Here is a 21,099-nt window from a genome sequence, read left to right as displayed (position 1 = left end):
CTCCTGATATTAGATAAGAACGTTTGTTTTAAAGTTTAGGTGACTGAGGGGTATCAGAGTCAGCTTTGATATTGGCTGATTTCTTCATTTCAGCCGGGGAACCCTGCTCCTGGGACGCGCGTAGAATCGCGATTTCCTCAGCGAGCGTGCGGGTTTCGTCCGAAATTTTTGAGACCTCTAAGGTCAAGTGCATACACACACCGATGAGCATGACGATTGCCAGCAAGAACAGCAGATTCACGGGCATAACAACGCCGGTAAAATCAGCCAGCCCCCACAGAAGCACGGGGAAGACGGCCAAAACAATAATGACGGCAGAGACAATCAGCCACAGCGCGGCGTACTTTTCTTTCATTTTCTGGTTGCGAACCTGCACCAGCACCATCACAAAAATGACGAGTGAAAGAATCAGAAAGAATATATTTGACGGCATTACTGCACCTCATCCGATGTCTTTTTACGGGTCATTGAAATGGCGAAGGCAAAGAAAGAACGCACCAGGTAAATAGCGGATTTAAGCGGACCAGACGACGGCGTACCCGCCTGACGTTCGCGCATCTCAACGGGCACCTGAATGACCTTGCATCCGGAGCGGATAGCCATCACGGTCGAGTCAATGGTGTCACCCAAATACTCCGCCGGAAAGAAGTCGCAATACTGCTGAATACCCTTGCGGTTCACAGCCCTAAAACCACTGGTGACATCCGTAAATTTCTCACCAGAAATCCTAGTGAACAAGAAAGAAAGTAGACCCATCGCCCACTTACGCGGACCTTTCACCTTGTAATTAGTGGACTCCGCAAAACGCGAGCCAATCACAATATCGGCATGATCCAAACCAGCAATCAGAACATCAATATATTCCGGCGGATGCTGACCGTCCGCGTCCATCTGCATCGCAACGTCGTAGCCCATACGACGCGCGTACTTATAACCGGTGCGCATCGCCGCGCCAACACCCATGTTGTACGGCAGGTCAATAACAAACGCCCCGCACTCTCTCGCAACAGCGGAGGTGTTATCTGTAGAACCGTCATTGATAACTACAAGGTCTACCCACGGCGTCTTTGCGCGCAGGTCAGCGATACTGCTAGGCAATGATTCTTCTTCATTCCACGCAGGCATGATGACCAGGACGCGCGGGCGACCCTGGCGAGCAGGCTGTAGCATCGGTGAAGCTCCCAAAATATCTAACACATCTCACGGTGCACCGTGGCACAACGAATCGTTGCTAGTTTAGCAGTTCATACCGAGTAATCGCTGAGTAAAACCTCAGAGAGCCTCTCCAGTAGCGACGAAAGATAAGTTACACTGACGGTTTATTCACAGGCAGTAATTTTGTATAGGGTAGCGCCACCGGAATGATAGACCGGCTCCACAAGATCACTGTCGACAAACTTGTCGAAGCTGGTGTACCACCCCTGGTGATTCATGCCATTAACTTCTTTCCAACCAAACCAGAGGAAGTAATCGATATTGTCCCGCTCAAGAATTTTACAAACCTTGGGGTCAGTTTTTGCCTTATCAAGATTGTGGTACATATACCAATCATCGCTAGTCATAGATGAGAGTGTGTGATAAACAGTAACTTTTCGGTCAGCCATCGCATATGCAAGGGCACCGCCATTGAACGCTGATACTACAATCTCGCTATCTTCAGGCACATATTTGTCTATATTCTCCAAGACGTTGTACTCGTCGGGGGTCAGTAGTGGCGACTCGAGGGTGGGTTCATATAAAGCGCGTGATGCGTGCAAGTAGTTATTGAGCGGTGCAGCAGTTTGCATCACGGTACCGAGAATAATCACTGCCAAGGCACCAAGAACCGTCGCCACCAGGCCGTGCTCACGCAGGCGTCCTTTAAAGCGGGACAAATCTGCGCCTACCAGTTTGTCAGCGAGCAAAGTACTCAGCTGATGCACACCGTAAGCCACAAACGCAAGCGTCACAATGGGCACAAGAGCAGCTAGGCGGAAGGAGTCGTGGTACCACACGCCCACCACCTCGTAGCGTCCGTCTTCCCACGCCAGTGAGCGAACAGCCACATAGTAGTACGCGAGTACGCCCCACATACCCAGCACCCAGTACAGGCGGTTGCGGCATTTAATCAGGAAGAAAATACCAATCAACGACAGGATAGTAACAGCCCACAGCGGCTTAGAGGTGAGGGCTTCGTTAGTGAGCATCCCACCCAGAGCTTCACCCTGAGAAGACTGCGGATGCCACATCTCACCAGCTTCTTTAGCGGGACGAACGATCTCCCACAGGTAGCTAATGAGGTAGAAGATACCGGCAATAACCACGGTCTGTAACGCCACAACCCACCACGGGGTTTCCTTCTTTACAGCGGCAATAATCTGCAGAACGACGCGCGCAATAAAGATGGGCATAATCAGCACGAGCATAGACATCACCGCGTTGGGGTGCGCCAGCGCAATGCCAAGAGCCACAAACAGACCAAGGAACAGCGACTGGGTAGTCGCCAGGTAACGAACCAGACCCACGCGGAAGAGCTGCGCCATCATGCCAATACCTACCGGCAACAGCGCGTACCCCAGCAAGTTGGGGTAGAGAACGCCGAAGTAAATTAGCGAGAACGGGAAGGACGACATGCTCGCCGCAGCGATACCGGTGAGCATAAGCGCAACCGGGTTGGCACGAAAAATACTGCGCACCATGTACATGACAGACAGCGGCCAAACTACACCGGCAACCGCCATAGCGAACGCGTTAGTCGCCACCGGAATAGATGCACCAGAATGCATAAATACTAGTGAAACAAAGTCATGCCACGCCAAGGGATAGAAAGTTGCAGGCCCACCACCCGAGGTCATGTTCGCAACAAACAGCGCTGACCCATTATTATGATCCACGATGTAACGCACCGCGTTCAGGTGAAAATTGTTATCCCAAGTCTGCGAAATCCAGTCAGGCGCCCCGATACCGCGCGCAGTATTTCGCAGCGTCAGCAAGGAGCCAATAGCCACCGAGGCATACAACCACGCCTGCTGCTTGATATTCCACGTCATGGGGGTGCGCACAATGGTGCTACCCAGCTGACGCTTATACGGCGCATCCAGCAACCCCAGCTTATTCAGACCGAAAGTCACCACAAAACCGAGCGCCGCCACAATGACAGCAAACACCAGCGGAACCCACAGCGACCAGCCAACACCCACCATCGGGGCAATAATCGCGCTGACAGCAAGCACAGCAACAGAAACCGGAGGAGCAATAGCAACCGCATCAAAACCGCGCAGGCGCACAGCGGTGGTGACTAAAAGACCGGGCACGAACAGCAACAACAGTCCCATGAGAAAGGGGACGAGAATAGCCAGCCAGCTCATAGCGCTCCTTCGGATGGGTGTAAGCCCATCAGCTTTCCTTGCATAACCTAAAAATTCTATAGCCTAAGCCGGGGTTTTCGCGGTGGAGTTCCTGAGAATCTAGTCATAATTCAACCCCTCTTTTAAACGCCGAGATCCTGGTTTATCGGCGGGGAGATGAGGTGGTTACCCCCTACATCAAGGATGCGACGCCGAACACCGCAGCGGCGAGCGCGAAGCCGCAGATGCCGATGAGGGTTTCGAGGACCGTCCAGGTTTTGAGGGTGGTTTTCTCGTCCAGGTTGAAGAAGCGGCTGATGAGCCAGAAGCCGGAGTCGTTGAAGTGTGAGAGGATGACTGATCCTGCTGCCACTGCTACGACGAGGGCTGCCAGTTGCACGCTGTTGTAACCGGCAGCTTCTACGCCGGGTGCGATAAGGCCTGCGGTGGTGGTGAGTGCGACGGTTGCTGAGCCCTGTGCCACGCGCAGGATTCCTGAGATGAGGAAGCCTGCGAGAATCAGCGGTACACCGATATCGCCGAGCACGTCGGTGAGTGCTGCGCCGATGCCTGAGGTGCGCAGGACGCCGCCGAACATGCCGCCGGCGCCGGTGATCAGGATGACGGAGCAGACGGCGGGTAGTGCACTTTCCATGGTGTGTTGCATGTGGATTTTGTGCAGTCCGCGTTTGGTGCCGAGCACGTACATGGCGACGAGGGTGGTAATCAGTAGTGCGACGGGGGTTTCACCGAGCATACGCAGGGCTTGGAACCAGGTTTGGTCGCGCACGGAGCCGTCGAGCAAGGTTGAGGTTGCCAGGGTATTCAGGCCGGTGTTCATGAAGATGAGGATCATGGGTAGCAGAAGAACCATGAGGACGGTGCCGAATGCGGGCGGGTTCTGGGGGTCGTCTTGCGGTTCTTCTTGGCCGAGGATGGCGGGTACGGGCACGTTGTAGCGCTTGCCGGCAACTTTACTGAAGAGGTAGACGGCAACATACCAGGTGGGGATTGCGATAATCAGGGCAACGAGCAGTAGGACGCCGACGTTGGCGTTGAAGAATGCTGCGGCTGAGACCGGACCGGGGTGCGGCGGTACGAAGACGTGCATGACAGAGAACGCGCCAGCGACGGGCAGTCCGTAGAGCAACATGGAGCCGCCTACCCAGCGTGCCACGGAGAACATGATCGGTAGCATCACCACAAGGCCGGCGTCGAAGAATATGGGAAAGCCGAAGAGCATGGATGCGACGCCGAGGGCGATGGGCGCGCGTTTTTCACCGAAGACGTCGATGAGTTTCATAGCGAGCACATGTGCACCACCGGAGGTTTGAATAAGGATGCCGAGCATCGAGCCTAGGCCCACGAGCAGGGCGACGGATGCGAGTGTGCCGCCAAAACCGTCCAGTAGTACGGGCACTACCTGTAGTACGGGAATGCCGGTGGCGATCGCGGTGATCAGGCTGACGAGAATCAGCGAGGGGAATGCGTGGAGTTTGAGCTTGATAATTAGCAAAAGTAGAAGCGCAATGGCGCCTGCGGCGATGGCGAGCAGGGGGCCTGCGGTCAGTGTTTGTGACCAGCCTTCAATTTCCATAGGGGTGTCTTTCTAGAGTGAATGTGGAATGTCTATTGGTGCATCCAGCAGTTGCTTACTGACCCGCCAGGAACAACTTTCAGCGAGCAGTCCCTCTCGACCGATTCGCTTCGCTCATATGGCGATTCACGCCAGTCCCGATACCAGCTCGCTTTTTGCTGTTCCTGTCGGTGGATACCCGTGAACAAACCTTTTACGGTGTGTAATTACAAAAATTTTAGGACGCGACGCCGGATTCAGCGGTCAGGTAGGTGCGCGCACCGGTCACCGCGTCGGCAATTACTTCGTTTTTAGTGCCGGCAATATCAACCACGAAACCGAGCTCATCATCGGTGAGAGCCTCAAGGGTTTCGTACTGTGAGTCCAGCAAAGAGACGGGCATAAAGTGCCCCTGTCGGTGCTTCATGCGCTCAGCGATAATTTCTTTCTCACCGGCGAGGTGAACAAAAACCACGCGTCCGGCAGCTGACCGCAAAATATCGCGGTACTGCTTTTTCAGTGCGGAACACGAGACCACGGTGTTCTGCCCCTGTTGCGCCTCGGATGTCATCCACTGCGCAATGGTGTGCAACCAGGGTTCGCGGTCGTGATCGTTCAGCGGGATGCCCGCGCTCATCTTGTCGACATTTGCTTGCGGATGCAGATCGTCACCCTCCGCGAATTCCAGATTGAACTCGCGGGCAAGTGCCTGGGCAACCGTGGTTTTTCCGGTGCCGCTGACCCCCATGACAACTAGGTGAGTGTTCTTCGTTGAAGCATTCATAGTTCAACCTTAACCCGGCTCTCACCTCTATCCCGCCAAAAATGCGGGTTCTCTAGGGCAAACAGCGGTGAAAAATTAGCCAGATTTTGAAACACGACAGGAGCGTCATGAAAGCTTAGGCACGTTTTTAGTCCGGGCACTCAAAATAGTTACCGCAAAATCAGCATCTTGTCAGAGAAAAACCGCTCATTTGTTACACCGCTTAGCCAAAAACCGTGCAATGTGTCGCCACCCCAGGCCATAACCACACGTCCGCACGTTTTTATGGCGCGAAATCACCATAATAAGACGAGCAAGACACCCGCGCGCGTCACAAAGTTACACCGTTGACTCATTACTTCATCTCATAGATTTTTTATCTACCGGAGTTTTAGTCTTTTTGAATATAAGCCCGTTGCAGCCGCAGAGAAAGAGTGCTCACCATGACACTGGCTCCCCACGTTTCAGGAATCGAATTGTCCACCAACACCGAGCTTTTCAAGGAAGCCTTTGGCGCTCACCCCGCGGGCGTCGCGATTATTACCGCGGTTGATGCGCAGGGCAACCCCGCCGGTCTTACCGCGTCCTCGGTCAGCTCAATTTCGGCAGATCCTGCAATCATTGGTTTCTCACTCAAGGGCAACACCGGTTCTGCAGCGACTATTCTCGGCGCGCAGACCCTGCTCGTGCACCTGCTGGATGCTGAAAACGTGCAGCTTGCTAAGAACTTTGCGACCAGCGGATGCCCCCGCTTTGAAGACCCCACCACCTGGGAGACCCTCACCACCGGCGAACCCCTGCTTCACGGTGTGCGTCGCGTCCTGCGTGTCACCCCGATTTCTAAGGCAGAAGCTGGCCCGGCAATCGTTATCACCGCGCAGGTTGAGAACTTTGTGCGTCACGACTTGAGCGGCACCCCGCTGGTTTATCACTCACGTAAGTTCCACGCACTGGGTGAGCACAGCGAAGTTCGCTAACCCCGCTTAACGTCATAGAAATTGTGCAATTTTTTGCCTCTCCTCACCCACAGGAGGCGCGAAAAACTGCACAATTTGTTTAAAGCCTATTTTTCTAAGGAGTACTCATGAGCACCCTACCTAAGTCATACCCGTGGATTGAGAAGCTAGTCGGTTTTCAGACCGTCAGCGAGACCCCCAACGCCGACCTTCTGAAGGTATTGGCAGACGAGTTTGAGAAGTACGACCTCACCCCGCACTACACCTACAGCGATGATGAAACCCGCGCCAACATGTTTGTCACCATTCCGGCAGCGGACGGAACAACAACCGGTGGCATCGTCATTTCTGGTCACACAGACGTTGTGCCGGTTGAAGGTCAGGACTGGGACACCGACCCGTTCACCCCCGTTGTTAAGGGCGATAAGTTGTACGGACGCGGCGTGGCAGACATGAAGTCCTACATCGCTACCGCCATGCAGCTACTCCCCGAGATGGTGAAAGCTAATCTCACTAAACCTATTCACTTTGCGTTTTCATACGACGAGGAAATCGGTTGCGTGGGCGCACCGCGCATGATCGATGACCTTGTAGCCCGCGGGGTCAAGCCTGAGTATTGCATCGTGGGTGAGCCGTCCATGATGCAGGTAATTTCAGCGCACAAGGGTGCCCACCGCGGACGCGTCACTATTCGCGGTGTTGCCAAGCACGCGTCCTTAGCCCCTCACTGTGTGAACGCCGTGGCAGTGGGCGGCAAGTTCATTACCTTTATTGATGATCTCGCCAGCGATTGGATTGCCGATGGACCGTTCGATTCGGATTTTGTTGCACCGTTCTCTACTGCTGCTGCGAACGTGGCGCGCGGCGGCGTTCAGTACAACATTGTGGCGCAGGACTGCGTGGTTGAGTATGACTTCCGTTCTCTGCCTTCGATTGATGCGGATGCGGTGCTGCAGCGCATTGAACGCAAGGTGGAGGAACTGGGCAAGGAACTCGTTGAACGTGCACGCGTTGCAGAAGAGCTTGCCGAAGCAGAAGAGGGAAGCCTGCAGTCGCAGGTCAGCATTGAGCACGAGTTGCTGGCACGTGTACCGGCTTTGGGCACCCCCGATGGTCACGATGTCATTGAACTGGGCAAGAGCTTTGGCGGTGTGGGTGACGGCGCGAAGGTTACCTACGGCACTGAAGGTGGCCAGTTTCAGGAGGCTGGAGTGGCAACTATTGTGTGCGGCCCCGGCGATATTGCTCAGGCGCATACGCCCAATGAGTGGATCGAGCTTAACCAAATTGAACAATGCGAACAGTTCATGGAAAACCTGTTATGCTGGGCGCGAAGCTGAGCGAAAGAACCACTTTCTGAACCTCTGTGAGTGAATTTTCTTGTCCCCCTACGAGATTTTTTATGGGTTCTTGGGGGGACAGAAAATTTACCCACTACCAGCATTTTGCATGGTAAATTTTTGAGTGACGAATCAAGAACCACATTCCTCACGCTTAAAAATAATAATTTAATTAAGGTCATTTAAATTATTTAGTAGCCTACCGAAACACCTTTAAACGCTGCAATGACGCGGATTTAGGAACCACAACAACCTGTCAGTAACTAAATTTTTATAGGCTGCTAAGCATAATTATTATATTTAGAACCACGAACAGGTCACACAACTATGCCTTAAATAAAAATGTATGCCAAATCACTAAAATTTTGTCCCCAAAAGTGTTTGCCCTAGATAACCTATTGTTTCCTCGAAAACTATCAGCCCAATTATCTTTTTTTCGCACCGATCCCAATCCTGCACACTTGGCGGTCTGATTTTTTGTTGGTAGGTTTTTACTCATCGCTTTTTCGGCGGACAAAATCCCCTAGCTGAATAACCCCCAATCATTCAGCCATTGTCGTCGAAAAGACGAATCCCCCCCATCCCCCAAGTCCCCCACCATGGAGAATCACATCATCATGCGCTCATTTTCACGACGCACCGTACTGACCTCATCAATCGCCGGCCTTGCAACCTTCGCGCTCACCCCCGTAGCGCAGGCAGCACCCGTTGCCCTCAACAACGAAACCCTGCCCGGTGGCAACCTGCGATTCACTCCCCTGAACGAAGTAAAGTACGTTAACCCCTACGCGCAGGCATTCACTGCAACCCCCGCAACCGGTGCCCGCTTTATCCCCGCCCCCGAAAAGTCCCCCTCAGACGCGCTGGTATCTGCGCAGTTCACCACCGTTGCCCCCGCACGCGGCAGCGTAGTACCCCGCGTCATTCTTCGCCGCACCGCCGACGGCAAGAACTTCTACGCAGCATCACTCACCGTGCGCGCCTACCAGAAGTACACTCTTGCTATCGAACGCATTATGAACGGCAAGACCGAGGTCATCAAGAAACAGGACCTCACCATCCCCCGCCCCCTTGTTAACGAGAACATCACTTTCGACCTGGCAATCAGTGCGCGTCTTCGCCACATCGAAGCTCAGTTTGTTCTCACCGGACGTGAAGCAATGCGCATTAGTATCGACGACACCACTGTTCCTCTATCTGCAACCCCCGCAGGCACCGGTACCGGCTTCAGCGGATACGTCAGCAAGGACGCCCCCGCGGCAACCCCGCTGGATGCGAACAACGCAACCGCAGGTGCATGGGGTCAGTTCCGCGGCGCCTTGACCCAGCCTGCTAACTCCCAGTGGGGCAAGATGATCTTCGAAGACGACTTCGATGCACCCGCCATCAACGGCGCAAAGTGGCGCGTCCGCAATAACACCTATGTTGGTTTCGACCAGGGAGTTATTCTTTCAGATGCTGTGACTGTTCAAGATTCAGTTGCAAAAATCTGGCTCAAGAAGCTACCCAAGGGCCAAGAGCGCACTTTCAATGATGGCAAGGTGCGCGATTGGGCAACCGGTTATATCGACACTATCGGCAAGTTCTCAGCAGAAAACTTCCGCGTAGAGTACCGAGCTAAGCAACCGGCTTCTACTCCCGAGCACATCGGTGCATGGGGCGGTCTCTGGATGCGCCCTGACGACTCAAAGCTTAAGGGCGAAATCGATATCGCGGAATCATACGGTTACACCTCAGGAAAAACCAAGACTGACCCCAGCAACCGCTCAGAGGGAACTGTCCATTATGAACAGAAGCCCGGAAACCGTATCAAAACCAACAAATTTATTCCGGTTCTGGGCCAGGTTCTAGCAGATGAGTTCCATACCTGGACTGTAGAGAAGACCCCCGAAGGTGTTCGATTCTTCTTTGACGATTTGGAATACCTCTTTGTTCCTGCAGACACCCCCGAATACATAGAGGCTCTTCCTGCTGGCGCTAAGTTCCACCTACGTATCTGCATGCAGGCAGGTAACCAGTGGTGGGGTGGCTTCGCTGATTCCAGCCGTGACTGCGCGGTTGAGGTCGACTACGTGCGCGTTTGGGAATACAAGGGTTAAAAACTTATAGACCCCGTATATAAAGAGGTTTATTTATAAGGGCTTAAGTACCCTACGCAAGTACAGCGGCGGCAAACAATCCTTCTCGCGCGGGTTCACTTCGCTCACACGGCGATTTATGCATTGGTTCTGAGCCCAAAGATTTACTTCCTCGCTCACTCGGAATCTTTAGACTCAGCCCAGCTAGTTTGCCGCCGGTACACTTGCCTCCGGGTGAACCCAAAAACCAAAAGGGCCGCATTTCTACTATTTACAGTAGAAACGCGGCCCTTGTTTTAAGGATGCTTACGGCAGAGTAATGGAGGAGTGCGTGCCCTCTTCTTCTCGCTGTTCAGCAAGTTCGTGCACGCGATGACGCACGAAGAACCAGCCAACCACCAGCAGAGGAATGACCACGCCCATGGACGCCATCGTGTAGGTGCCCACCGGGTAATCAAAGAGGATCAGCACCATCACACCCGCCAAGAAGATCATGGTGATCCAGTTGGTAAAGGGCGCTAACGGTGAGCGGTAATCCGGGCGGGTGTACTTGCCCTTGCGAGCCAGCGCCACAAACTTCATGTGCGGCATAGTAATCGCAGCCCAGCCGATAACAATCGCAATCGCTGAAATGTTCAGAACGATCTCGAACGCATCCTCGGGTACCCACCAGTTCAGCGCGACGCCGAGCATCGCCACAAAACCGGTCATCAAAATACCACCGTAAGGCACACCCTTAGCGGAGAGCTTGCCAGCAAACTCGGGGGCTGAGCCGTTACGTGACATGGAGTTCATGATGCGACCGGTCGAGTACAAACCAGCGTTGAGTGATGATGCCGCCGCGGTAATAACCACCAACTGCATAATCGGTGCAGCATACCAAACACCAATAGATTCAAAGAAGGTCACAAACGGTGACTCATCGGCGGAGTACGCGGTGTAGGGCAGCAGCATGGTCAGCAGCAAAATCGAGCCAACGTAGAAAATCGCAATACGCCACACCACAGTGTTGACCGCACGCGGAATGGTTTTACGCGCGTCCTTGGTTTCGCCGGATGCGGTGCCCACCAGCTCAATACCTGAATAAGCGAAGATAACGCCCTGAGAGACAACGAGCGCAGGCATCAGACCGTTCGGCAGAAGACCACCGTGGTCTGTAATGAGCGAGATACCGGTTTCACTACCGTTGGGGGTTCCAAAGATGATGAAGAAAATACCCACCAGCATGAAAATCACCAGCGAACCGACTTTAACGAGCGCGAACCAGAATTCGAGTTCTCCAAAGAGTTTGACCGACACCAGGTTCATGCCAACCACGACGACCACAACAACGAGGGCAACAACCCACTGCGGAATGTCGTTAATGAACTGCACGTACTGACCAAACCAGCGGAAGTAAATAGCAATAGCCGTAGCATCCACGATCGCGGTGGTAGCCCATGACAGCCAGTACATCCACCCCACAAAGTAGGCGGACTTTTCACCGTAGAACTCGCGAGTGTATGAGACAAAGGAGCCAGACGAAGGACGGTAAGCAACCAGCTCACCCAGCTGACGCAAGATGAGGTAGCCAAAGAAACCGGCGACCGCGTACAGGATAAAGAGTGAAGGACCAGCATCTGCCAGTCGCCCACCGGCACCCAAAAACAGGCCGGTACCAATGGAACCGCCCATGGCAATCATCTGAATTTGGCGGGGTTTAAGACCCTGCTCAAAGCCTTCTTGCTCGTGCGCGTACGCGTCAGCAGGGTTATTGCTCTGCTGAGTCGACGACTTTACAGCGGACATAGGCGTTCCTTCTTAACCAACACATGCTCGAGGCACCTCAAAATGAATAAGATTCACCCTACCTTATATTTATGCATTCGGTCTAACCGGCGCCGCAAAAATTTGAACCCTAAAGAATCTCAGAATGCACAGGGAAACTTGAACCGAACTGTGCAACTAAAGGACGCCGGGCACTCAAAGTCTAACCACAACCCGCGGTGCATAAACAACCGTAATATTCAACACATAAAGCCACACAAACCCACGCAAAACCGCTTAAGTACTTAAAGCACCTTTACACCTAACCGTTGCACCACCCCACAAAAGAGCGTTTGATAAAACCAAGAAAACCAAAACCACGCATCCTCTACAGGAGCTCCTATGCACACCATCAGCCCCTACCTGGCGGAATTTCTAGGCACCATGATCATGGTGACCCTCGGCTGCGGCGTCATCGCAACCGTCGAACTTCGCCGCTCTAAAGGCCACGGCGACAACTTCTTCACCATCGCCTTCGGCTGGGGCTTTGCGGTGGCATTCGGCGTCTACGCATCGCACCACTACTCCGGCGCCCACCTCAACCCGGCGGTATCCATCGGTCTTGCAGCATACGGCGAATTTCCGTGGTCAAAGGTTCCCGGCTACATCATCGCGCAAGTTCTCGGTGCTATGGCAGGTGCTGGAATGGTCTACCTCAACTACCTCCCCCACTGGAAAGCAACCGGCGACAAGAAAATTAAACTCGGTGTTTTCGCTACCGTACCCGCTATTCACAACTACTTCACCAACGCGCTCTCAGAAATGATCGGCACCTTCCTGCTGGTGTTCTCCGCACTCTACGTGGGCGTCAACTTCACCCCGGCACTGACCGGCTCTGAACTGACCCTGAACCTCAATGACGTACTCAAGCCCATCGCTTTCGGCTTCATGGTCACCGTGCTCGTCATTGGCCTGGGCGGCCAAACAGGCTTTGCCCTCAACCCAGCCCGCGACTTCGGCCCGCGCCTCATGCACGCTATCCTGCCGATTCACGGCAAAGGACGCTCGCGCTGGTTCTACGCCTGGGTTCCCGTCTGCGCACCGATTGCCGGTGGCTTTATGGGCGGCTCATTCTTCACGCTCTACTACGAAGGACGCGCGTCCATCTACCTCTTTATTTCTATTGCGGTTGCGCTGGCAGTGCTCGCATTTGGTCTATGGGCAAATAAGCATATGTATCGTTCCAAGTCAGCAGAGATTATTCCAACTTACGAAGATACGCAGGCCACCGCAGCAAGCGCCGCAGCTACCTACGCTCCCACCGGCGAGATCCCGGTGATTAAGCGGAGCTTCTTCGAGTAGGCGCTCGTAGCGCGCTGTACCGCACTGCCGCATCCTTGTCTCCTCGCCCGCGTCCGCCGCGTCGTAAAGTGACCACAAAAACTTCACAGTGACCACGAAAGCGTCAAAATACACTGTTTTTCCCGGGTATTTTGACGCTTTTATGGACACTTAGTGGTGAGTTAGAAACAAAAGCCAGCCCACCTCATCAGTCGTGTTATAGTAATCACATAGCCCACAGTGCTCAGCTTACTGTCTTTCCCCTAGACCCTCCAGATAGAAGTATTCATGCCAGAACAATCCACCAACAGACGAACCCTTGTTAAAGGACTCGCTTGGGCTACCCCCGTCGTCCTCGCAACCTCTGCCGTGCCCGCGTACGCGGCTTCACGAGAAACCGCTAAAAGTTTGCAGGGTAAATTGCTGGCTGGAAAATCATGTACAACTGCGGGTGCTGGCACTTCTACGCTCTACATTGACGGCACCAAAGAAACCTACCCTACCGGCGGTCTATGGGTGGGTGGCGTCTCACGCACCGATAGGGTAACCAACGCAAGCATGACCATCTACTTTCCTACTTCTCTAGGTACTCTGACATGGGTAAACACTCGATTGGCAGCGGATCCTACCTATGTTCCGGTGTGGACAACACCAACGCTTGATTCCACAGCGCCGGTAAGAAGTGGATACAACGCCTACACCATTCGATACAGCGGCGGCTGGGCCTACAACGCCACCGATAGAACTTATATCGCTGATGTGCCACCGAAATTTGCCTCAAAAATCTCGTACGCGACCTGTTCTGCAGGCATCAATATTTATTCCACTCGACGAGTCAGCGTGAACGGCACCCCCTACACCTTTACTCGCGGACCGGTACTTTTGTAACCTCGATACTTTCCTGAGCATCAGAGGGCTTGTTACAGGTTAGGTAGACCCTTGATTCCGCGGACGCGGCGGCGCGTCCATTCCACGGCAATCCAGCCGAGCACAGCGCCACAGGTGTTGCCGAGCAAGTCTTCGGCGTCGAAGGTTCGATAGGCGCAGTCGTAGTAGCCCCAGAGCCCGGTGAGCTGCGTCAGTTCGATGCCCAAAGTGCAGGCAAAACCGATCAGGAGCGCGGCCCTGAAGTTGAGGCGAAACAGCCAGTTTAAAAATGCGCCAAGAGGAATAAACAGGGCGATGTTCAGTAGAACCTGAGCCGTGTATTTAGAGAGGAAAGCCCCCACCAACGACGTATTGTGTTGCAGGGCGAAGTGGACGCTCCACCCCACAAAAAATCTGGGGTAGAAGTACGGGCTACCGCAGGTAAACGTGGTTTTGTCGGGCAAGGGCAGTAAGGTCACGGCTATAACAAATACGGCATACACCGCAAGAATTGGTAGTGCGGTCAGCCGAAGAGCCGAGGGATGCCACCCCCACCGGAGGCGTGCAACCACCACAACGAGAGCGCAGATGATAAAAGCCCCGATGAGCAAGGTCAGCGCGTGGTGAAGAAGCAGAGAAAAATCCACGAACTACCTTTCAATCAATCAACGCATCCGGAGCTTTTGAACAAGCCTTACTATTTTACCTACCTGAAAGCACCAGCTCTTGATCTCGCGTTGCCTTGTCGCGCACATCATCGCAGCCTTCGGTCAGGCGGGCGAACACTTCATCAACCGAAGTGGTAGAGGGTACTTCGTCCCGCTGTGTAGATGCCCACGGCGGAATAAATGGGGCTTCAGGACGCTTGCGGGCGGCAATCCACACCACGGCGCATATCGCGCCAATGAGGCCGCCGAACGTATTGGTCATCAGGTCGTCGACATCAAAGATGCGGTAGGCGCAGTCGTACAAGCCCCATAGGCCGGTAAGTTGTGAGCACTCGATGAAGGCGGATGCCGCAAAGGCGCATCCTGTCGACGGCACTACCCCGCGCTTGAATACTGCGCGGGCTATAAAGCCTAGTGGAACCATTAATACCACGTTCAAAACAATTTGCCAGAAGTCTTGCGACCGCACCGTTCGCAACACCCCGTAGCGATCCGCCGCCTGTGCCACGGTGGCAAATGAATGGAAGGGAACCAGTCGCACAGGGTTGCTACTGCAGACCACCTGTGCATACTGCGGGAGCGGTAAGAGCGTCAGCGCGAACACGCCGCAGCTGTAGATAATCAGAGCACCCGTCACCATCAGCCAGTAGGCGCGCAACCGCGTCCTGAGCTTCCACTGAGCAACCGCCAACACGGGGAGCGCCACCCCACACAGCACCAGACCCCAGGTCAAACCCGAGTACCCCATATACACCCAGTTACTCACGCGCATCCTCTCATCTATCTGCCTTCGTTCAACGATGACAAACGTACGTATATGCCCACTCAGTACAAGCTGTGTACCAGCTGAGCGTTAGGTTAAACGAAGGGGCTACACGGTAATAACCGTGTAGCCCCGCTGGCGCGCTGTCTGGAGTTTTTAGGAAAGCGCGCTTTCGTCCAGGTGAGCGGCGAGATCTACGTTGTCGGTGTAGTCAACGGTCACGTCAATCACCGAGACGCCGTCCTCTTGCAGAGCCTGCGCGAAGGCTTTTCTGAAGCCCTCAAGCGTGTGGACGCGGTGTCCTTTAGCGCCGAAGGATTCAGCGAACTTCACGGAGTCGTAGTCGCCGAGCTCCACGCCTGAGTCGCGTCCGTATTTCATCTGCTGCTGGAAGGCGACCATATCGTAGGTATTATCGCGCATGATCACGTGCACGAGATTGAGGCCCAGTCGGGTTGCGGTTTCAAGCTCGACGCCCGAGAACAAGAAGCCGCCGTCACCTGACACCGAGACCGCTACCTGCTCTGGGTTTGCCAGTGCCGCTGCCATCGCCCAGGGAAGTGCCACGCCTAGGGTCTGCTGACCGTTGGAGAACAGCAAGTGTCGAGGTTGGTAGGAACGGAAGTAACGTGCGAGGTAGATGGAGTGCGACCCAATATCGGCTGCAACGACGGTCTGATCATCAATAAATTCGCGCATCTCTAAGGTCAATCGCGCGGGGTTTACACCCTTTGCGGTGTCCTGCTGCGCCAGAGCCTGCTCGTCCATTACGGCAAGTGCACGACGCTGTTCACCCACCATCTCGCGCGCCTTATCGGAGAGCGTGTAACCGCGAAGTTTCTCTTCGAGAATGTCCAGGCTGGTGGAGATTTTGCCGCGCAATTCGAGGGTAGGTTCGTAGTGGTTATCGAGCAGAGCGGGCAGGGTATCTAGGCTGATGATGTCGCGTTCGTGCTTGTCATTCCAGATAAAGGGGTCATATTCAACGGTGTCGTAACCCACGGTGAGTACCAGGTCAGCCTTGTTGAGCATGATGTCGCCGGGCTGGTTGCGGAAGAGCCCCACGCGTCCTAAGAAGCGGTCTTCAAGGTCGCGTGACACTGCACCGGCCGCCTGGAAAGTTTCAACTACGGGCAGCTCGGTGCTTTCCAGCAGACGACGCACGGCGGCGGTGCTTTCAACATTTGCGCCGCGCAGGCCCAGCAGAATAACCGGGCATTCAGCGTCCTTGATCATCTGCGCAGCCTGCTCGATGGCTTCCATGTCTGCGTGGCCAAGCTTGGGCACGAGTAGCTTTTTCATGGCGGGTCGCACGCTCTGCGTTGACTGTACGGATGCGGGTAGCATCACTGCGGCAGCACCCTTGGGTTCGGTCATTGAGGTGCGGAAGGCGTTAGCAACCGCCTCGGTGACATCGCTGGCAGCCGTTGATTCAACGGAGCTCTTAGTGACGGGCGCCAAGAAGTTAACGGCGTTCATGGACTGGTGAGTGCGCTTGAGGCGGTCGGGCAGACCAACCGTGCCGGCGATAGCGACCACGGGATCCTGCTCGGTGTTTGCGGTGAGCAGGCCGGTTGCGATGTTGGTGGTGCCGGGGCCTGAGGTGACAAGGACGACGCCGGGCTCGCCGGTGACGCGTGCCCAGCCCTGCGCGAGGAAGACAGCGTTCTGTTCGTGGCGGCAGACCACCAGCTCAATGTCATCAGCATCAACCAGGGCATCGTAGACGCCGTCAATTTTCGCGCCGGGAATACCGAAAACATATTTCACGCCCTGGTTGCGAAGGGTATCGACAACGCGCTGGGCACTACGGATGGGTTCTACTGATTTAGACATTGGGGTTCTTCCGTTTGAGGGCTTGTCTTTTCAGCCTATACCCGAGTGGGCGTGGGAGTGCGGGAGATTTTCTTGAGATACCCCGCACCCGGTGGGGTGAGCTAGAAGACAGCCGTGCCGAGAGTGAGCCCGGCGAACGCAAGAATTAGCGCACCGATTATTTGCCCAAGAGCCAGCCAGAAGGATGCGAGTGCCTGCCCACTGCGCGCGGCATTGACTGCCTCGACCATGGCGGTTGAGAAGGTGGTGAAACCGCCCAAGAAGCCAACGCCGATAACGGTGGTGAGAATCTGGTGTTCGGGGTGGGTAAGGGCGTAGCCGGTGAGTAATCCGAGGGCGAAAGATCCCAGAAAGTTGATGGTCACCGTGCCAATAGGGACGGGATGCGTCCAGCGTTTTTTGAGGGCTGAATCTAGAGAGAAACGGCACCATGCCCCGGCGCCACCGGCAAGAAAAATCAGACACCAGAGCATTAGCGCACCCCTCTAATTTTTATGCCGTTTTGACTATTTTTACTGGTGAAACCTAATTTTTCGCCGATGATCTGCCCTAAAAAGCAGGCAAGAAAACCCAAGATAATGCTTGCGGAGACATACATGAACGCGGCGGCAACAGATCCCGATGTTGCGATCGAAACAGCGCCAACAGCAAATGAAGAGTAGGTGGTAAAGCCGCCCATGACGCCGGTGCCCACGCCGAGGCGGGTCGCTTTGCGCCAGCCCGCATCCTGCCCACTCACAGCTAAGAAGCGCAGCAAGCAACCGAGCAGAAACGCACCAAGCACGTTGATGCACAGCACTGCCACCGGCAGGTGAAGAAAGGTCTGCGGAAAGATTTCAGTCAGTACAGCACGCATGAAAGCGCCAGCGCCACCGCCAGCAAAGACCCATAGCCCATCCGGAATTTTTTGTAATTTCACGTTTTTACTCTACGCAATAATTCCTAATCCCGCGGTAGCATCACCGTGAACTTCGTGGCACCGGGATGCGAGTCCACCGAAATCTGCCCGCGGTGCGCCTCCACAATCGCCTTCACAATGGGCAGGCCCAAGCCGGATGTTCCATCAGACCCGGAACGCGCTTTGTCGGCACGCGAGAAACGGTCAAAAATCTTGGGCTGGAACTCGGGGTCAATACCCTGGCCGTTGTCCTCAATGCTGATGAGGGCATATTTTCCGTCGTCACTCAGGCTCAAGGACGCGGTCACCACAGTCCCAGCGTCCGTGTGCTTACGTGCGTTGGAGAGCAGGTTAAGAACCACCTGCTGTAACTGGTTTTGGTCGCCGCGCACCTCAATGGGTTCGTCGGGAACGTTAATATGCCACTCATGGTCGGGTGCAGCAACCTGCAGATCGAGCACGTTCTCTACCAAAAGTTCGGTGAGGTCAGCGTCAGAAAGTTTGAGTTCGCGTCCTTCATCAAGGCGGGCAAGTAGCAGCAGATCTTCGACCAAGTGAGACATGCGGGAGGTCTGCGAGTCAATGCGACTTAGGGATTTTTCGCCCTCGCTACTGAGGTTTTCCGTCCAGCGCATCAAATCGGAATAGCCTTTGATAGCCGCTAGCGGGGTGCGCAGTTCGTGGGATGCGTCCGCCACGAAGACGCGCATCTGGTCTTCGGTGCGTTGGCGGGCGACGAGAGCCGAGTCTACGTTATTGATCAACTGGTTCAGCGCGTGCCCCACCGAGCCGATCTCTGTTGCAGGGTTGGTGTCGCGTCGTTCAACGCGCAGGTTCTCGGGGACGCGGGTGGTCGCCAAATCGAGTTCAGCGATGTCGATTGCCACCGATGAGACGCGTTCTAGCGGTTGCATGGTGCGGCGAATAATGGATGAGCCAAACCAGCCGGCAAAGACCATGGCAGCCAGCGATCCGGCGCCAATAACGCTCACCAAAACGGCAAGAGTTTTACGGGTGTCATCCAGCGGAACGCCGGTGACGATAATGCTGTTTGCCCCCGTTGAGTGCGAGTTCACCAGGTAGTGGCCGGCATCCAACTCAACTTTTACGGAGTTGCCGTCATCGGGTAGGCTTAGCAGTTTCTGCTTGTCAGCCTCTGATAATTGATCTTGACCACCCGAGGTGTTGAGAACACCGTCTGCAGTGACCTTGCCATCTGCCGCGCACAAGCTGAGGGTTCCGGATGCTTGACCGGGCGCATCCAGCAGGCCTTTGCCATTGAGCTGGCTACATTCAGCGGGCTCTCGATTTCCGCTCTGCAACGGAAAGTCGTTCTCAAACGGCGGATTGATAGCTCGGTGAGAAGCCTCATCGAGCCTGCCCTGCACCTGGTTATAGAGAGACTGTTTGAGGGTGACGTAGCTTGAGACACCAATAATGAGACAAACGATGCCCAGCATGACCACCAAAATCGCGGTTAATCTGGTGCGCAGGCGCAATACGGGCGCGTAAGACGTAGGCTGCAACGGTTTCACGAAACGCTACTGAACCGGCTTAATGACGTAGCCTGCACCGCGCACGGTGTGAATCATGGGCTCGCGTCCTGCATCAATTTTCTTGCGCAGGTATGAGATGTAGAGCTCCACAATGTTTGCCTGGCCGCCGAAGTCGTAGTTCCAGACGTTATCGAGAATCTGGGATTTTGAGACTACGCGCTTTGCGTTTTCCATGAGGTAGCGCAGCAAATCAAACTGGGTGGCGGTGAGCTGAATGTCTTCGCCGCCGCGGCTGACCTCGCGGGTGTCGGTGTTGAGAATGAGGTCACCCACCACAAGCTCGGCGTCGGTCGCCGCGGTAACACCGGAGCGTTGCACCAGGCGGTGCAAGCGAATCATGACTTCTTCCATAGAGAAGGGCTTGGTCACGTAATCGTCAGCGCCCGCAGCAAGGCCAACGATGCGGTCATCCACTGAATCCTTAGCAGTCAGGAAAAGGCAGGGAACGTCGGGGTATAGTTTGCGCACGCGAGAAAGCAGCTCAACGCCGTCAAAACCGGGCATCATGATATCCAGCACCAGTACGTCTGGACGCCAGTCACGGGCGATCGCCAAACCGGCAGGGCCACTGCCTGCAGACTTTACGTCCCATCCCGTCATGCGAAGACCAACGCTAATGAGCTCTTCGAGCATTGCTTCATCATCCACCACGAGGGCGCGAATGGGACTGCCGTCGAGGTGTTCGAGTTTGGGAAGGTTTTTGGCGATGTCTGTTGCTTTACTGCTCATAGGTATAAGCGTAACTGTGGAGCGTCATGTTAGCGGTGATTGCGCGGACATTTTGAAGAATGCATAGCTGAGGCTACAGCAGCACACAGCGGATTCATAGGTTGAGGTGTAAGAGTAAGATTGGCGCTCTTTAGGGTCCCCCCACAGGACGCCCTTCCCCGTCCGGTTGGGGAGCTGATTTTCACGGCCTTAAAATTGCTCAGCACACTGCGTGTTGAATAAATTACCAGGCGGTGAATATTCACGCGGAACGATAAGAATACGAATAATGGCAACATTTCAGTGTTTACCCTTTAATGTGATTAGTTTATCTTTTTAACCGCGTTGAGGCACTGTTTTTACCTCAGTCACACCGCCAGAACCCTTATTTCATACGGGTTTTACTCTAATACCGCATCTCACTAGGCGTTTTGCATACCAGCCGGTAACATTAACCGAATTGCATCATACGCCTACTTAGCGTTATATTAAGCCGTCGTTAACCACCCACCCCGAAACGGGTTAAAAATTTTTCAAAAAATGCAGCTTTTGAGGCTTATTCAAAAGTAGGAACACACCCACACCCCACCAACTAGACAACGGCCCCACCAGCGGCAAAAATAAGAGGATTAAATCACTACAAATAACCTCAAGCCATACCGGAAGAACCGTTGCTC

The 21,099-nt window shown here is 54.4% G+C and carries 18 protein-coding genes; 5 read left to right on the top strand and 13 right to left on the bottom strand.

Annotated features, from left to right (window positions below; all coding sequences use genetic code 11):
• Window positions 1-28: 28 nt before the first annotated feature.
• The 5 genes from HF984_RS08365 to HF984_RS08345 form a co-directional block, all read right to left on the bottom strand.
• A complete protein-coding gene (locus HF984_RS08365) occupies window positions 29-433 on the bottom strand; it encodes a DUF2304 domain-containing protein (RefSeq protein ID WP_168615225.1) in 405 nt (134 codons plus the stop codon).
• On the bottom strand, window positions 433-1,170 hold the full coding sequence (locus HF984_RS08360; RefSeq protein ID WP_168615262.1) for a glycosyltransferase family 2 protein: 738 nt from the start codon (window positions 1,168-1,170) through the stop codon (window positions 433-435). The genes HF984_RS08365 and HF984_RS08360 overlap by 1 nt, the downstream gene beginning before the upstream one ends.
• Window positions 1,171-1,319: 149 nt before the next feature.
• On the bottom strand, window positions 1,320-3,347 hold the full coding sequence (locus HF984_RS08355) for a DUF6541 family protein (protein ID WP_168615224.1): 2,028 nt from the start codon (window positions 3,345-3,347) through the stop codon (window positions 1,320-1,322).
• 172 nt (window positions 3,348-3,519) lie between these two features.
• Window positions 3,520-4,923: a GntP family permease gene (locus HF984_RS08350; RefSeq protein ID WP_168615223.1), complete on the bottom strand. Its 1,404-nt coding sequence runs from the start codon at window positions 4,921-4,923 to the stop codon at window positions 3,520-3,522.
• Between the two features lie 217 nt (window positions 4,924-5,140).
• The gene (locus HF984_RS08345) at window positions 5,141-5,686 is read right to left on the bottom strand and encodes a gluconokinase (RefSeq protein ID WP_168615222.1); all 546 of its coding nucleotides are present in this window, start codon (window positions 5,684-5,686) and stop codon (window positions 5,141-5,143) included.
• A gap of 422 nt (window positions 5,687-6,108) precedes the next feature.
• Here HF984_RS08345 and HF984_RS08340 point away from each other — a divergent pair, with 422 nt between their 5' ends.
• The 3 genes from HF984_RS08340 to HF984_RS08330 all read left to right on the top strand — a co-directional run bounded on the left by HF984_RS08340 (window position 6,109) and on the right by HF984_RS08330 (window position 10,060).
• Entirely contained in the window at window positions 6,109-6,642 is a 534-nt protein-coding gene (locus HF984_RS08340; RefSeq protein ID WP_168615221.1) for a flavin reductase family protein, read from the top strand.
• A 107-nt stretch (window positions 6,643-6,749) separates the two neighbouring features.
• Window positions 6,750-7,961, top strand: coding sequence for an acetylornithine deacetylase (gene argE / locus HF984_RS08335; RefSeq protein ID WP_168615220.1), 1,212 nt, complete (start codon window positions 6,750-6,752; stop codon window positions 7,959-7,961).
• 617 nt (window positions 7,962-8,578) lie between these two features.
• The gene (locus HF984_RS08330) at window positions 8,579-10,060 is read left to right on the top strand and encodes a glycoside hydrolase family 16 protein (protein ID WP_168615219.1); all 1,482 of its coding nucleotides are present in this window, start codon (window positions 8,579-8,581) and stop codon (window positions 10,058-10,060) included.
• A 285-nt stretch (window positions 10,061-10,345) separates the two neighbouring features.
• Here HF984_RS08330 and HF984_RS08325 read toward each other — a convergent pair whose 3' ends face one another.
• The gene (locus tag HF984_RS08325; RefSeq protein WP_168615218.1) at window positions 10,346-11,827 is read right to left on the bottom strand and encodes an amino acid permease; all 1,482 of its coding nucleotides are present in this window, start codon (window positions 11,825-11,827) and stop codon (window positions 10,346-10,348) included.
• Window positions 11,828-12,187: 360 nt separating this feature from the next.
• Here HF984_RS08325 and HF984_RS08320 point away from each other — a divergent pair, with 360 nt between their 5' ends.
• Both HF984_RS08320 and HF984_RS08315 read left to right on the top strand, forming a co-directional pair.
• Entirely contained in the window at window positions 12,188-13,147 is a 960-nt protein-coding gene (locus tag HF984_RS08320) for an MIP/aquaporin family protein (protein ID WP_168615217.1), read from the top strand.
• 267 nt (window positions 13,148-13,414) lie between these two features.
• Window positions 13,415-14,014, top strand: a complete 600-nt coding sequence (locus HF984_RS08315) for a hypothetical protein (protein ID WP_168615216.1) — start codon at window positions 13,415-13,417, stop codon at window positions 14,012-14,014.
• A gap of 32 nt (window positions 14,015-14,046) precedes the next feature.
• On the opposite strand, the gene HF984_RS08310 is transcribed toward HF984_RS08315, so the two are convergent.
• From HF984_RS08310 to HF984_RS08280, 7 genes are all read right to left on the bottom strand, one after another.
• Window positions 14,047-14,640: a VanZ family protein gene (locus HF984_RS08310; protein ID WP_168615215.1), complete on the bottom strand. Its 594-nt coding sequence runs from the start codon at window positions 14,638-14,640 to the stop codon at window positions 14,047-14,049.
• Between the two features lie 55 nt (window positions 14,641-14,695).
• Entirely contained in the window at window positions 14,696-15,427 is a 732-nt protein-coding gene (locus HF984_RS08305) for a VanZ family protein (protein ID WP_168615214.1), read from the bottom strand.
• 153 nt (window positions 15,428-15,580) lie between these two features.
• Entirely contained in the window at window positions 15,581-17,260 is a 1,680-nt protein-coding gene (gene alsS, locus HF984_RS08300; protein ID WP_168615213.1) for an acetolactate synthase AlsS, read from the bottom strand.
• Between the two features lie 101 nt (window positions 17,261-17,361).
• The gene (locus HF984_RS08295) at window positions 17,362-17,733 is read right to left on the bottom strand and encodes a fluoride efflux transporter FluC (protein WP_168615212.1); all 372 of its coding nucleotides are present in this window, start codon (window positions 17,731-17,733) and stop codon (window positions 17,362-17,364) included.
• Entirely contained in the window at window positions 17,733-18,179 is a 447-nt protein-coding gene (locus HF984_RS08290; protein WP_311242684.1) for a fluoride efflux transporter FluC, read from the bottom strand. Before HF984_RS08290 ends, HF984_RS08295 begins: the two co-directional genes overlap by 1 nt.
• Before the next feature lie 23 nt (window positions 18,180-18,202).
• Window positions 18,203-19,693 carry a sensor histidine kinase gene (locus HF984_RS08285; protein WP_168615210.1) on the bottom strand — a complete coding sequence of 497 codons (1,491 nt, stop codon included), beginning with the start codon at window positions 19,691-19,693 and terminating at the stop codon, window positions 18,203-18,205.
• A gap of 6 nt (window positions 19,694-19,699) precedes the next feature.
• Window positions 19,700-20,443 carry a response regulator transcription factor gene (locus HF984_RS08280; RefSeq protein WP_168615209.1) on the bottom strand — a complete coding sequence of 248 codons (744 nt, stop codon included), beginning with the start codon at window positions 20,441-20,443 and terminating at the stop codon, window positions 19,700-19,702.
• Between the last annotated feature and the right edge of the window lie 656 nt (window positions 20,444-21,099).

The sequence above is a fragment of the Rothia terrae genome (assembly GCF_012396615.1).
Taxonomy (GTDB): domain Bacteria; phylum Actinomycetota; class Actinomycetes; order Actinomycetales; family Micrococcaceae; genus Rothia; species Rothia terrae.
The sequence above is the reverse complement of the archived record's forward strand: the minus strand, read 5'-3'. Positions and strand labels throughout refer to the sequence as shown.